General features: G+C 40.3%; 8 protein-coding genes and 2 pseudogenes. 8 read left to right on the forward strand and 2 right to left on the reverse strand.

All coding sequences use genetic code 11. The features are described 5' to 3' along the window. The first annotated feature begins 138 nt into the window (after positions 1 to 138). Positions 139 to 1,459, forward strand: a pseudogene (locus QT327_RS19555) (ammonium transporter). Positions 1,460 to 1,614: 155 nt separating this feature from the next. Further along, positions 1,615 to 3,525, forward strand: a complete 1,911-nt coding sequence (locus QT327_RS19560) for an amidophosphoribosyltransferase (RefSeq protein WP_149105303.1) — start codon at positions 1,615 to 1,617, stop codon at positions 3,523 to 3,525. A 235-nt stretch (positions 3,526 to 3,760) separates the two neighbouring features. Here the strand turns inward: QT327_RS19560 and QT327_RS19565 are convergent, their stop codons facing one another. Next, complete coding sequence (locus QT327_RS19565) at positions 3,761 to 4,390, reverse strand: LysE family translocator (RefSeq protein ID WP_013665492.1); 630 nt, start codon at positions 4,388 to 4,390, stop codon at positions 3,761 to 3,763. A gap of 197 nt (positions 4,391 to 4,587) precedes the next feature. On the opposite strand from QT327_RS19565, the gene QT327_RS19570 reads away from it, so the two are divergent. Then, entirely contained in the window at positions 4,588 to 5,037 is a 450-nt protein-coding gene (locus tag QT327_RS19570; RefSeq protein ID WP_013665493.1) for a deoxycytidylate deaminase, read from the forward strand. On the opposite strand, the gene QT327_RS19575 is transcribed toward QT327_RS19570, so the two are convergent. Further along, positions 5,034 to 5,708, reverse strand: a complete 675-nt coding sequence (locus tag QT327_RS19575; RefSeq protein ID WP_149105304.1) for a class I SAM-dependent methyltransferase — start codon at positions 5,706 to 5,708, stop codon at positions 5,034 to 5,036. The genes QT327_RS19570 and QT327_RS19575 overlap by 4 nt on opposite strands. Before the next feature lie 307 nt (positions 5,709 to 6,015). Here QT327_RS19575 and QT327_RS19580 point away from each other — a divergent pair, with 307 nt between their 5' ends. The 5 genes and pseudogenes from QT327_RS19580 (at position 6,016) to QT327_RS19600 (ending at position 14,630) form a co-directional block, all read left to right on the forward strand. Further along, a complete protein-coding gene (locus QT327_RS19580) occupies positions 6,016 to 7,854 on the forward strand; it encodes a UbiD family decarboxylase (protein ID WP_149105305.1) in 1,839 nt (612 codons plus the stop codon). Positions 7,855 to 7,962: 108 nt separating this feature from the next. Beyond that, a complete protein-coding gene (locus QT327_RS19585) occupies positions 7,963 to 8,325 on the forward strand; it encodes a DUF6686 family protein (RefSeq protein ID WP_013665496.1) in 363 nt (120 codons plus the stop codon). A 218-nt stretch (positions 8,326 to 8,543) separates the two neighbouring features. After that, the gene (locus QT327_RS19590; RefSeq protein ID WP_013665497.1) at positions 8,544 to 9,071 is read left to right on the forward strand and encodes a ferritin; all 528 of its coding nucleotides are present in this window, start codon (positions 8,544 to 8,546) and stop codon (positions 9,069 to 9,071) included. Between the two features lie 369 nt (positions 9,072 to 9,440). Beyond that, entirely contained in the window at positions 9,441 to 12,143 is a 2,703-nt protein-coding gene (locus QT327_RS19595) for a TonB-dependent receptor (protein WP_168204541.1), read from the forward strand. 196 nt (positions 12,144 to 12,339) lie between these two features. Continuing rightward, positions 12,340 to 14,630 (forward strand): annotated as a pseudogene (locus QT327_RS19600) (GH92 family glycosyl hydrolase). Positions 14,631 to 14,671: the final 41 nt, after the last annotated feature.

Genomic DNA, 14,671 nt, shown 5'->3' on the forward strand with positions numbered 1-14,671 from the left:
ATATTTTTATGTTACGTTTTTCTTTTTATTTTGTGTTATTTCTAATTTATTTTGATTTTTTGTATTAAAAAAATACAAATAAGTGTTTTGTTTTTGAAATATTGTATATATTTGGCCCAACTTATGTTAAAATATAATATGAATTCGAAAAAATCAACTGTTCCTTTTATTTTTCTTTTGCTTGTAGTGCTGTTAGCGCTAATTTTTCCATCAGTTCCTCTATCTGGGGGTGGAGCTACTGCGGAATACGATGGTGCAGATGTGGCTTGGATGCTAACGTCTACCGCTTTAGTATTGATCATGACTCCGGGATTGGCCTTTTTTTATGGGGGGATGGTGAAGAAAAAGAATGTAATTTCGACCATGCTGCAAAGTTTTATCTGTATGTGCATCGTGGCCGTTATTTGGGTCGTATTCGGTTTTAGTCTGGTATTTGGCGAATCATGGCACGGAATTGTCGGAAATCCCTGCACCTTTTTTATGTTTAAGGGCGTGTTGGACGGGCCAAATTGGGTGGGAGCTCCTACGATTCCATTGGCCGTCTTTGCTATGTATCAATTAAAATTCGCAATCATCACACCTGCGCTTATAACAGGAGCTTTCGCTGAACGTATTCGGTTTACTTCCTATATTTTATTTGTTTGTTTATTTTTCGTCTTTATATATGCTCCTTTAGCCCATGCCACCTGGCATCCCGAAGGTCTGCTGGCAAGCATGGGGGTGTTAGACTTTGCAGGAGGGACGGTGGTGCATATGTCGGCCGGTGTAACTGCGTTCATGTCTGCCATCTTCTTGAAGAGGGGGAATAGCAATGGACATGATCCCGCCCGTGTTACTTATGTTTTAATTGGTATGGGGCTATTATGGTTCGGATGGTTTGGTTTTAATGCAGGTTCTGCTTTTGGAGCAAATCACTTGGCCGCATCAGCCCTGGCCACAACCACTACAGCATCGGCTGCTGCGGCACTGGCTTGGATCTTTTTTGACGCGGCACGGGGGAAGAAGCCTTCCGCTTTGGGCGTTTCAATCGGCGTAGTAGTCGGTTTGGTTGCCATTACCCCAGCGGCGGGCTTTGTTACGGTTCCGCATTCGTTGATTATAGGGGTTGTGACGGCAATTATATGTAATTTACTGGTTGAATGGCGTACTACACGTTCGAATGTGGATGATACGTTGGATGTTTTTCCAAGTCATGGTGTTGGCGGAATGGTTGGTATGTTGCTAACAGGCGTTTTTTGCTTCAAAGCACGTTAACCCAATAGTGGCCACCGATGGGTTGTTTTTTGGCGAAACCTCCTTGTTTTGGGCGCAACTTATAGGATTGATAGGGTCTGTAGCCTATACATTTATTGTAGCATTTGTTTTATTGCGTGTGACAAACGCGATCAGCAAGTTACGTGTTTCTCCTGAAGAGGAGGAAATGGGATTAGATATTAGTCAACATGGTGAGAAACTCTAATTAACCAAACCAATATCTTCAGACAGCAGTGTTTGAATCAGTGAGCCTCTTGATGGGAGAGGCTCCAATTTTTTTACATAGGGGTGTTTATTTTTAGGTCGCTTTCTTTTTGCAAAGTTGTTTAAATATGTAATTTTGCATGCTCAATTCCAACTATGAGTGACTCAATCAAACACGAGTGCGGCATCGCATTAATCCGCTTGCTAAAGCCTCTTTCTTATTATCAGGAGAAGTACGGTACCTCTCTGTACGGCATCAACAAACTTTATTTATTAATGGAGAAGCAACATAACCGAGGCCAGGATGGAGCCGGTATTGCCACCATTAAGTTTGATATTAAGCCGGGTAATCGGTATATCAGCCGATATAGAGCAATGGGACCAAGTGCTGTTTCGGAAATTTTTGAATATGTTCAACGGAAGTTTGCGGCTATTCAACAAGCTGAACCCGAACTCTTTCAAGATTCCCATTGGTTAAAGGAGAACATGAGTTTTGTTGGCGAAGTCCTACTGGGACACTTGCGTTATGGAACCCATGGCAAAAATAGCATTGAAAATTGCCACCCCTTTTTGCGACAAAACAATTGGATGAGTCGTAATTTAGTAATAGCCGGTAATTTCAATATGACTAATGTCGATGAATTATTGGAACAATTGTTTGAATTGGGGCAACATCCAAAAGAACAGGCTGATACTGTGACGGTTTTGGAGAAGATAGGCCATTTTTTGGATACCGAGAACCAAGAGCTTTTTGATAAATTTAAAAAAGAAGGATATTCCAATGTTGAAATAAGTGCGCTTATTGCAAAAAATCTTGACGTCGCCAATATTCTTCGTCGTTCTGCAAAAACATGGGACGGTGGCTACACCATTAGTGGTATTTTCGGCCATGGAGATGCTTTCGTTATGCGCGATCCGGCAGGGATTAGACCGGCGTACTACTATTATGATGATGAAATAGCGGTGGTTACATCAGAACGCCCGGCTATTCAGACCGCTTTCAATATCAAATTTGAAAATATTCGCGAGATTAAACCGGGGCATGCGCTTATTATCAAAAAAGATGGAACAATTACCGAAGAAATGTTTCGGGAACCGGAAGAACAAAAGTCCTGTTCTTTTGAGCGTATCTATTTTTCACGGGGTAGCGATGCCGAGATTTACCAGGAAAGGAAACAGTTGGGAAGGTTGTTATGCCCCAGTATCTTAGAAGCGATCAATCACGATATAAAAAATACCGTTTTTTCCTTTATTCCAAATACTGCTGAAGTAGCTTTTTATGGTGTGACGGATGGAATTAACGAGTATGTTCGTAAATTACAGAAAGATACCTTATTAAAACGGACTGATAAGATATCGGACACCGAGTTGGAGGATATGCTTAATATATCGCCTCGTTTTGAGAAACTGAGCATTAAAGATGCGAAGTTACGAACTTTTATTACGCAGGATGCGGATAGGCAAGATATGGTGGCTCACGTATACGATACAACCTACGGTGTGGTGAAGAGCGGTGAGGATACCATTGTGGCCATTGATGATTCCATCGTACGTGGCACGACCTTAAAACAAAGTATCTTGAAAATTTTGGATCGCTTAAATCCGGTGAAGATTATCATTGTTTCATCTGCTCCGCAAATACGCTATCCTGATTGTTATGGTATTGATATGTCTAGAATGGGTGAATTTGTTGCTTTTGAGGCTGCCATTTCACTATTGCGAAAAAATGGCATGAATTACATCATTGATGACGTATATCAAAAATGTGTGGAATCATTGGATATGGATAAAACATTGGTGCCAAATCATGTCAAAGCTATTTATGAACCATTCACATATGAGGAAATATCAGCTGAGATTGCGCGTATCGTGACTCCGATTGATATCAAAGCAAAGGTAGAAGTGATTTACCAAAAGTTGGAAGATTTACATATCGCTTGTCCGAAGAATAAAGGCGACTGGTACTTTTCAGGGGATTACCCGACGCCTGGTGGGAACAAAGTAGTCAACCGCGCTTTTATGAATTGGGTGGAAGGTAAAAACGTACGTGCCTACTACTCGGCTTAGTACAGTTAAAAGCTAAATAGCAAAAGATGGAAAACAGGTCGGGTTTATCTCAGCCTGTTTTTTTAATAAAAAGTTTTCTTGAGCATATGAATGTATGCTACCCGGATTTTTAGAATAAACGAATAGCTAATCCGTTGCTTATGGGCAGTCGACGAAAATGGTACCGTTAAAATAGGGGAGGTAAAAACCTTCCATACAGCTTCCCTACTAACTAAACTAACTACTTCCTTATTCCTTAGATAATCGTATGCGTAAACACCAACTCATACATCAATCGCAAAGCAAAAACGATAATGAGCGCACCGGCGAACTTATTGATTTTATTCAATGTGCATTCTTCGATTTTATGACTTAGCTTGTCGGCATAAAAAGCTTTCAACGAATCAATGCCTAACTGAGTGAAAAGTACACAAGCAAAAAAAGGTACGATTCGCTTTAAATCAAAGGTATTACTGATAGAAACAACGCCACTTGTCACACTAATCCAATAAAGTAGCAGTGTTGGGTTGAAAATACACATGGCTAACCCCTTAATAAAGTACCCACTATGCTCCTTTTTAGATAGACACTTCGTGCGTTTGATGGTGACTTTTTTGCGAATATAATGAATGCCTACACCTAGTAATACAAAGCTGCCAATAATGCCAAGAGGTAAAAGAATCTCTTTTTCACGAGCAATGTAAGAAGATCCATATAGGGCAAGTGCTACATACATGACATCGGCTACGAATACGCCAAATGCAAAAGAAAGACCACCATAGAAGCCTTTTTCTATACTTGTTTTCAGTAATGCGAAGAAAGCCGGGCCGGTCAGAAAAGATAAAATAATTCCTAAACCAACACCGGAAATGATTATTTCAATCATATTTTCATTACTTGGTTGAGCTGCAAGTATAAGAAAAAAATATTAAATGGAAGTTTCTGTTGAAAAAAGTCACAGGAATTTTGGGCTTTAATTCTATTTTTGTAACACTGTTAAGTAAAGTTATTTACGCTTGAGGCCCCTATTTTTTTATCATTAAGTGGCTCTGTAACAGTTTTGCAATGTAACAATCAGAAGAGATGACAAAACCTAGTTTTGATGAAATATTTATGAATTTGGCACTCGAGCTTGCCGAACGCTCTCATTGTGTAAAGGCGCATGTAGGGGCAGTATTGGCAAAGGATACCAGAATTATATCGATCGGATATAACGGACCTCCGTCCGGGACGCATAACTGCGATCAAGAGTGGCCATTGGAAGGGTGTGCTCGCGATTCCAAAGGAAGTTGTTCATTGGCTTTACATGCCGAGGAAAATGCCATTTTATATGCGGTAAAAAATGGAGCAGGTTTACAAGGTGCAACCTTGTATACTACGTTATCACCTTGTTTACCCTGCGCTCGGTTAATTTACTCAGCAGGTATCGTCAAAGTGCTGTATAAATACTCTTATGCTGAATACAAAGGCTTAACATCGGATGAGGGTGTCGACTTTCTGAATAGATTTGGAGTAAATGCGGTTAAATTTTAGCTCTTCCTGCCAATCATGACTACAAAGTTGTGGTATCTGTAAATACAATCCACTTCATTAAAGCCGATCCGTTGCAACTCGTTTAATTGCCAGGATAAGGGAGCAAGCTTATCCAAAGCAGTCCGTTTAAACGCATTTTGTATGGCTTCTTGATTCAGCCCTGATTCAATAACCGAACGACGCCATTGATCTTGGTAAAAATTGTCGATCGCCGGTGTACGACCTTTTACTTGGTCGGCATTAATAAACAAGCCGTCTGGCTTCAAAGCTTTAAAGATCCGTTGGTAAAGAATGGATTTTTCCTGATCCGTTAAATGGTGGATTGAGAGCGAAGAAATAATGATATCATATTTTCCGGGAAGAGAACGTTCCCTGTAATCCATCTCCAGGTAAGAAAAGTGACTTAAACCGGTAAACCGTCTCTTCGCAACAGCAAGCATCTCAGGCGATATGTCGAGCAGCGTATACTTTAGCTTTGGATTAACTTGATAGACAAAGTAAGAAAATAAGCCGGTTCCCGCTCCGATATCCAACAGATTTTCTGCATGGTAATGGTTCTGTATCAGTGGAAGACTGATATGATAGAAGTCCTGAAAGCAGGGGATTAATTGTTCGCGCTCTTGGTCATATTTTTCTGATATCTCACCAAAGCGCCTTCGTATTTCATCCATAGAAATGCCTTAGATATAACGTGAAGCCTTTTATAGTACCCTTAAAAGTACGACGAAAGCAAATGACGACCTAAGAACGAAGATAACAAATATTCAAATTCGTAAAAAGGCAAAGCAGTAACAATTGCTATGCATTAATGTGAATTTTGGCCAAACTGCGAAGGCCTCTATCTCTTTATACGGGCGTAGATGTTTCGCTGGCCTCGGTTATTCGCTCCGAAGCTATTACTGTGGCTTAAGATAAGGACTAAATATTTGTGAAAAAAGGGCTTTTTGTCTATTTTGGCGCCAAGAGAAATGAAATTACATGGGATATAAAAGCTTAGCCGAATGTGTAAGAGATTTGGAACAAAATGGACACCTAGTGCGGATTAAAGAGGAGGTGGATCCCTATTTGGAAATGGCTGCGATTCATTTGCGCGTATATGAGCATCGTGGCCCAGCTCTTCTGTTTGAGCGAGTAAAAGGGAGCAAATTTCCTGCGGTGTCTAACCTGTTTGGTACGCTCGAGCGGTCGCGCTTCATGTTTAGGGATACCCTTCATAAAATGAAATTGATGGTCGATCTTAAAATGGATCCCATGCGAGCGCTTAAAAACCCGTTAAAATATGCCGGCATTTCTTTAAATGCATTGTCGGCTCTACCCATGAAAGTTGGTAAGAATAGTCCGATAAACTATGGAAAGACGACGATCAGTGCATTACCGCAGGTTGTTAATTGGCCAATGGACGGGGGGGCTTTTGTTACCATGCCGCAGGTTTATACGGAAGATGTGACAAAGCCTGGGATTATGCAGGCCAATTTAGGCATGTACCGTATCCAACTTGGTGGAAATGATTATATAAAAGACAAGGAAGTAGGGCTTCATTACCAACTCCATAGGGGAATAGGTGTGCATCAGACAAAGGCCAACGAACTTGGAAAACCACTCAAGGTGAGCATCTTTGTTGGAGGGCCCCCTGCTCACCCTTTGGCGGCCGTAATGCCTTTACCGGAAGGGCTTTCAGAAATGATTTTTGCGGGTGCACTTGGTAACAGAAGGTTTCGCTATTTTTACGATAGTGAAGGATTTTGTATTTCCGCCGATGCCGATTTTGTTATCACAGGAACAGTGTATCCCAATGAAAATAAACCCGAAGGGCCTTTTGGTGATCATATTGGCTATTATAGCTTAGTACACCCGTTCCCACTGATGCATGTACATAACGTGTATTACCGCAAGCATGCTATTTGGTCTTTCACGGTAGTCGGTAGACCTCCACAAGAGGACACAAGCTTTGGCGAATTGATTCATGAAATTAGCGGCCCGGCTATTCCTAAGGAAATCAATGGTCTGCATGCTGTTCATGCCGTGGATGCGGCTGGCGTACACCCGCTGCTTTTTGCCATTGGTTCGGAACGATATACGCCTTATCTTAAAATCGATAGACCGCAGGAGATATTAACCATAGCCAATCAAGTATTGGGAAAAAATCAGTTAAGTTTAGCTAAATACTTGTTTATAGCGGCGAAAGAGGATAATCCTTCATTGAATATACATGATATTCCGGCTTTTCTTATGCATGTACTGTCACGAATGGATTTTGCAAGAGATCTTCACTTTCATACACGGACAACGATAGATACCCTCGATTATAGCGGCGAAGGACTTAATTCGGGATCAAAGGTAGTCTTTGCCGCTGCGGGGAATGTAAAGAGGATCTTGTGGCCGGAAATGCCTGCCGGCCTAGATTTTCCCAGGAACTTTGCACAAAAAAAAATAGTAGTCCCCGGTGTACTGGCTGTTCAGGCAGCTCCTTTCACTGCTTATCCGCAAGCGAAAGACGAACTGGAAGTGTTTGCAAAAGAGCTCACATCCATGGATTTAAGCGGCATTGCTTTAATTGTGCTTTGCGATGATCTGCAATTTACGGCTGAAAATATCAATAATTTCGTTTGGGTGTGCTTTACACGAAGCAATCCTTCGCATGATATTTATGGCGTCAATAGCTTTGTCGAGTATAAGCATTGGGGATGTAAGGGGCCACTGATTATTGACGCGCGTAACAAACCTCACCATGCACCACCTCTGGAAAAGGTGCCCGAAATCGAAAAACGGGTTGATCAATTAGCTAGTCGGGGAGGGTCTCTGTTCGGAATTATTTAGAAACGCTTCTCAATCAGCAAGAAATAGTGAAAAATAATATTCATTAATTTGGACTGATTATACATAATCGCTATATTCGCATTGGTAAAATTAAAATGTTTGCAGAATATGCTTTGTGGTCTTGCAAGTTTAGAGGAGATTTTTAGAACAGAACATGGCGCTGTATTACAATGCAGCAATAAAAACTGCTACTGGTTGGAATTTGCAGGTGATTGTACGCCTTTTAAAGTGGCCGATTTTATAAGTTTTAGAAAACAAGTGGATACCATAGCTGTCGATGAATTGTTATGTGCGCCTACTTCAAGCTCTGATTTAACCATTTTGATGCCTTTTAGATCTCAACGTTGCTTTGTGTTGAATGTGACTGAAGTAGTGAGATTAAAAGAACTGATGCAAGGGGCTAAATTTATGATGGAATTACCTGGTGTCATTAAGGACTGTCTGAAAGTATCTTCCCTGCAAAGTTATTAGTTATCAAGGTCTAGCGGTCGTAACCCCCTCATCCATTGAGCGCTTTATTGCATTCCCTCGTCTAGGAGACGAGGCCGTCTTTGAATGTGTTAATGCGGTTTAGTAATTTAGACTGAATACGTATTGATTTTATTTTAAGCAACTTAAGTCTCGTTTCTGTTATCTTTGTATAAAGATTAACGGCATTTTATCGCCGCTAAGTATTAACGATTTTGAATATGAAAGATCTATTGAGATTAAAAACTTCATTAAATGAAGAAATAGAAAGAATATTAAATGAGCAGGTTAAAGTGGAAGCGCATTCCTCTGCTATTTATTTAGCTATGTCGTCTTGGTGTGATGATCAAGGCTTCGATTTCAGCGCGGGTTATTTTGCCAAACAGGCTGATGAAGAGCGCCACCATATGCTGAAACTGTTTAATTATATTAACGATCGTGGAGGAAAGGCCATTTCGCCGGAAATTGTTAACGTACCAAAGGATTTCGAATCTTTCAGAAGTGTTTTTGAATTGGCGTTGGAACAAGAAATGCATGTGACCGCTCAATTTAACAACATCGCTGAAAAATGCTTTAAAGTGAAAGATTTTGTTACCTTTCAGTTTATTCAATGGTTCTTGGCGGAACAAATTGAAGAAGAATATGTAGCAAGAAGAATTTTAGAAATGTTTGATGTTATTGGAGAAGAGGGAACCGGCCGTTGGGAAATCGACAAACATATACCAAAAGTAAGTTATAACGCGGAGTAAGCGCTGTTAATAATTTTTTAAAAGGAAAGCTTTAGTGATAAACTAGGGCTTTCCTTTTTTTATTGAATCATAAATACCATAATATAAATTACAGAGCTGATCGCTTTAAATATCCATCTTTAAATTTTATGACTAAGCAACAACTCTGTAAATTTTTTGACGGCTTATGTGCTAACGTGCGTCAGCTGGATCGGTATCATCGCCGATCAGACAGGCCCCAACCTATGGATAAAAAAAATATTTGCAGATGAAATAAGCATTAATTCAACTATATTAGAGTGTTTATAAGATTTAAAGTTATTTCTCGTTACTAATAAAGCATCGGTAGGATTAAAATATTATATGCACAGGGCATTGGTTTGCATAATTGTGATTTTTTCTTTTGTTACAATTGCAAAGGGACAGATACAGACAAGAGAAGTGCGCGGTGTAGTGCAAGATTCTACCGGCAGGCCGCTTGTGGGTGTGACTGTTCGGCTCTACGCAAAAAGTGATACAATGATGGCCAGCACAAACGAGCATGGACGTTTCATTTTTAACAAGGTAGCGGCCAGTGATTTTAAACTAACCTTTAGCCTGATTGGCTTTCAATTATTCGAAAGGCATTATACTTCCAATGTATTACTGCCCATAACGGAGCTTGTAACCGTTAATTTGAAGGAGCAACCACATGAACTGCAGGAAATAGCCGTATATGGCGTTATTCCGGTTGTGATCAAGCAAGACACAATTCAATATAACGCAAAGGCTTATTCCGTTCGTAAGAACGCTCTATTAGAGGAAATGATCAAGCAGATGCCGGGTTTACAGGTAGACAGAAATGGGAATATTGACGCGCAGGGGCAGCGCGTTACCAGAGTGAAGGTAAATGGAAAGGATTTTTTTGATGGTGATGTGTTGACCGCGACACGCAACCTACCGGCGGAGATCGTAGAAAATGTGCAGATCATAGATGACTATGGCGATCAGGCTAACATAACCGGCATCAAAAATACAGAACCGGAAAAAGTGTTGAATGTCACCATTAAAGAAGATAAAAATTTTGGAACTTTCGGTCAGGTTACCGCCGGAGGCGGTGTGGATGCGAATGACAAGGCGCATAGCAGATATATCGGTAGTTTCTCGGCTAATAAGTTTAAAGGGAATAAGCAAGTATCTATTTTAGGATCCACTAATAATACGAATACCAGCTTATTTAGCTTTGGCGATATCAGTGGAGCCGGTAGCCGTGATGGCACTGATTTAAGTAGCATGATTGACGGAGGGGATGGTATCAATAGTGCAAGCTCCATAGGCATGAACTATCGGGACGAAGTGGCAAAAGGGGTATCTGTCTATGGGGGCTATACATTTACGAAGCGTAGAAATCAAACAATCGGAACAACTCGATTAACCAGTATTTATGAAAATCGGCAGATTAATTCCCTCGATGAAGTAAAATCACTTTCAGATAATATCAAGCATAAGCTTACATGGACAGTGGAAGCGAATATTGATACGGCAAATTACTTGAAAATCACGCCTACGGCCTCCTATATTACAAATGATTTATTAAGTGAGAGCCACAGCGCAATAACGGATAAAAGAGTGTTCACAGACAGGCTTTATAAAACTTCGGGCACGTATAGTGATCCGAACTTTGATATCGATTTATTTTATAATCATCGTTTTCCGACAAGAGGTAGAAACCTAAGTGTAATCGCGAAGTTTGAGTATTATAAGCGTACCAGGAGCGATGTGGCAAATGATTTTTCAACGAGTATTGATTCAGGTTATAATAATCCTCAGGTCGGATATCAGCAGTTTTTACAGCGAGTAGGCAACTTCAGCTATAATAGAAGTATGTTACTGGGCATGTCTTATATGGAGCCGGTAACCAAACGAAGTTATTTGGAGTTGAATTATCAATATGAATCTAACTCCATTGCAAATGCTAGAAATACCTTCGATATAGATTCTGTTACTGCTCGGGAGTCGTTGGTAGATTCTTTAAGTATTGATTACGATTACCTCTTCCAGACGCATCAATTCGGTATTAATTACCAGGGCAGTCTTGATCGACTGAAGTATACCGTTGGCTTTGCCTTGCAACCCACGAAGTTGGATGGGAAAACGCCTTCTAGAGACGTGGTAACGCATATAAATAATTTGAACTTTGTTCCCAGTGCCCGCTTGCAATATGCAATTAATAAGACCAGCAACCTCTCGTTAAATTATCGAGGGCAAAACAACCAGCCTGCATTTACACAAATTCAACCCATTAGGGATGTATCAAATCCACAGTATATTGTAGTTGGAAATGCTAATTTGAAACCGGAGTTTATGAATATGGTGAGTGTTCAGTACAGAAGCTTCAACATACAAAATGGGAGTTCGCTTTTTACCAATTTCTCCTTTACGCATATACAGGATAAGGTAGTGACAAATCGGATAAGTACACCTAATAGCACCATACAGGAAACAGCGTTTTTAAATGCAAATGGCTATTATGACTTAAGAGGCTTTTATCATTATAGTGCGCCGCTGGCAGGAAAGGTGCTGACGCTCAATTTGAATGGTTCAATGGATTACACCAATAATCTAACTTATATCAATAATGTGAGAAATGTTGGCCGAAACATGATATTTTCCCAAAATTTGCAGGTCAACTTTCAAATTGAAGATTTGTTGGAGGCTGATTTACGGAGCAGTTATACGATAAATAAGATAAGGTATAATATTCCATCTTTTATGGACGCGGGCGCTAATACATTTAGTCTTGGTTTTGGTGGGAAAGGCTATCTTCCTAAAAAATGGATTATCAGTGCCGATTTTTCGCAAAATTTTAACTCCGGGTATAGTAGTTCGATTAGCGCAAACCCAACGTTGCTCAATGTCTACATAGAGAAGTCTTTTCTACAAAATGATATGCTGGCGATCCGCTTACAGGGTTTTGACCTGTTTAATAAAAATACAGGTGTTAGGAGAGAAATTTTAGGTAATAGTATTATGGATATGCAAAATAATCGACTCGCACGGTACTTTTTAGTTTCGCTCAATATTCGCTTGCAGAAGTTTCCATCCGAAATTTAATAGCGAATGCTAAACGTTGTTTGACGTTAAGAATGCTTCGTCAGCCATCTGTTCCGGAAAGAGCTTGCGACTTCTAAGCAATTTATAGCTTTAACGTTTTAGCAATATTGAAAATTTTCTATATATTAGCTCCGTGAGCTTATTTTTCACTAACCAAAGTCAGCACTATATTGAATCAAGCAAAAACTAAAATCTAATGAAACGCATTATCCTTTTATTTTCTATGTACTTTGTTACTTCCACGCTTTGTGGGCAGGAAGTGAAAACTGTGTCGAATCCTGTCGATTATGTAAGTACGCTTGTGGGTACCCTGTCAAAACACAGCCTATCAACCGGCAATACTTATCCGGCGATAGCTCGCCCTTGGGGTATGAATTTTTGGTCGCCGCAAACCGGAAAAATGGGCGACGGTTGGATGTATACATACGATGCTGATAAAATCAGGGGATTCAACAAACCCACCAACCATCACCTTGGATGAATGATTATGGCCAGTTTGCGATTATGCCGGTTACCGGGGCAGCCCGTTTTAAAGAAGATGACCGTGCCAGCTGGTTTTCTCATAAAGCAGAAGTCGCAACCCCATACTACTATAGTGTTTATTTAGCTGATCATGATGTAACAACAGAGATCGTTCCGACGGAGAGAGCAGCGCGGTTTAGAATGAGCTTTCCGAAAACAGACAGTGCTTATGTCGTAATTGACGCTTTTGATAAAGGATCTTATATCAAAGTGATTCCGAATGAGAACAAAATTATTGGTTATTCTACTAAGAATAGTGGAGGAGTACCGGAAAATTTCAAGAATTATTTTGTGATGGAATTTGATCGGGACTTCGACGGTGTTGCTGTTTTTAACGGAGAAACACTTCGAAGTGGAATTTTAGAGTCTACCGGAGAACATGTTGGAGCGCTGATACACTTCAAAACTAGCAAAGCAGGTGAGCAGATCAACATCAAAGTCGCTTCCTCTTTTATAAGTCATGAGCAAGCGACATTAAATTTAAAGGAGATTGGGAATAAGAGTTTTGAAACCTTGAAACAGGAGGGTAAGGATGTTTGGAATGAGGCTTTAAGTAGGGTAGAAGTAGGAGGGGGCAGTATTGACCAGGTGCGTACTTTTTATTCAAATTTATATCGTACACTTTTATTCCCACGCATGTTTTTTGAATATGATGCGAATGGAACGGTAGTGCATTATAGCCCTTATAATGGGAAAGTACTTCCGGGGTATATGTTCACAGACACAGGCTTTTGGGATACGTTTCGGTGTCTATTCCCATTCCTGAATCTCGTGTACCCCGAAATGAATACCAAAATGCAAGAAGGCTTGGTAAACGCGTATAAAGAAAGTGGGTGGCTTCCTGAATGGGCAAGTCCCGGCTTAAGAAATGTCATGGTCGGTAATAATTCAGCGTCTGTAGTGGCTGATGCTTATATTAAAGGTCTACGCGGCTACGATATTGAAACCTTATATGAAGCTTTGCTGCATGGGGCCAATCATGCCGGTCCGCTAACTGCGGTAGGTCGTGCAGGAGCTGATTTTTACAATAAACTGGGCTACGTGCCTTATGATGTAAACATCAATGAAAATGCAGCTCGGACTTTGGAATATGCCTATGATGATTTTGCCATATATCAGCTTGCTAAGAAATTGAATAAACCAAAAAAGGAAATCGAACTGTATAAAAAAAGAAGTTTAAATTATAAGAAGTTATTCGATCCTGAAACGGGTTTAATGCGGGGTAAAAATCAAGATGGAAATTTCCAAAAACCTTTTAATCCTTTCAAGTGGGGAGACGCTTTTACCGAAGGGAATAGTTGGCACTACACCTGGTCCGTATTTCATGATATACAAGGACTGATCGATTTAATGGGGGGTAAAGAAGCATTTGCTAATAAACTGGATTCCGTATTTACGTTGCCGCCTATTTACGATGATAGTTATTACGGGCAGGTAATTCATGAAATTCGAGAAATGCAGATTGCAAATATGGGTCAATATGCTCATGGGAATCAGCCAATTCAACACATGATTTATTTATACAACTATGCGAACGAGCCATGGAAAACACAGTATTGGGTTCGCGAAACCATGAATAGAATGTACTTGCCTACCCCTGATGGGTATTGCGGTGATGAAGATAATGGGCAGACCTCGGCTTGGTATGTGTTTTCAGCATTGGGCTTTTATCCGGTGGCGCCTGCAACCGACCAGTATGTTATCGGTGCGCCTTTATTTAAGCATGCTAAGATTAAATTGCCCACAGGGAAAGAGATTAGCTTGGATGCTCCTAATAATAGTTTAGATAACAGGTTTATTGATAAGCTTTTACTTAATGGCAAAGCCTATACTAAAAATTTCTTTTCGCATGAAGAACTGGTAAAAGGAGCAACCATTCAGTTTGAGATGGGCAGTCAACCGAACAAGACACGTGGTGTCGGAAACGAGGACGTGCCTTATTCGCTTTCGAGAGAAGGAAAATAATTTAGAGATAAAGAGGTGTCAAAAAAGTGTTATTCGAACGT

It is taken from the genome of Olivibacter sp. 47 (assembly GCF_030372825.1).
Taxonomy (GTDB): domain Bacteria; phylum Bacteroidota; class Bacteroidia; order Sphingobacteriales; family Sphingobacteriaceae; genus Olivibacter; species Olivibacter oleidegradans.

Excerpts from the sequence above, each read along its gene's own strand:
- QT327_RS19560 (WP_149105303.1), top strand. The coding sequence starts at position 1,615 with ATGAGTGACTCAATCAAACACGAGTGCGGCATCGCATTAATCCGCTTG.
- QT327_RS19565 (WP_013665492.1), bottom strand. The coding sequence starts at position 4,390 with ATGATTGAAATAATCATTTCCGGTGTTGGTTTAGGAATTATTTTATCT.
- QT327_RS19570 (WP_013665493.1), top strand. The coding sequence starts at position 4,588 with ATGACAAAACCTAGTTTTGATGAAATATTTATGAATTTGGCACTCGAG.
- QT327_RS19575 (WP_149105304.1), bottom strand. The coding sequence starts at position 5,708 with ATGGATGAAATACGAAGGCGCTTTGGTGAGATATCAGAAAAATATGAC.
- QT327_RS19580 (WP_149105305.1), top strand. The coding sequence starts at position 6,016 with ATGGGATATAAAAGCTTAGCCGAATGTGTAAGAGATTTGGAACAAAAT.
- QT327_RS19585 (WP_013665496.1), top strand. The coding sequence starts at position 7,963 with ATGCTTTGTGGTCTTGCAAGTTTAGAGGAGATTTTTAGAACAGAACAT.
- QT327_RS19590 (WP_013665497.1), top strand. The coding sequence starts at position 8,544 with ATGAAAGATCTATTGAGATTAAAAACTTCATTAAATGAAGAAATAGAA.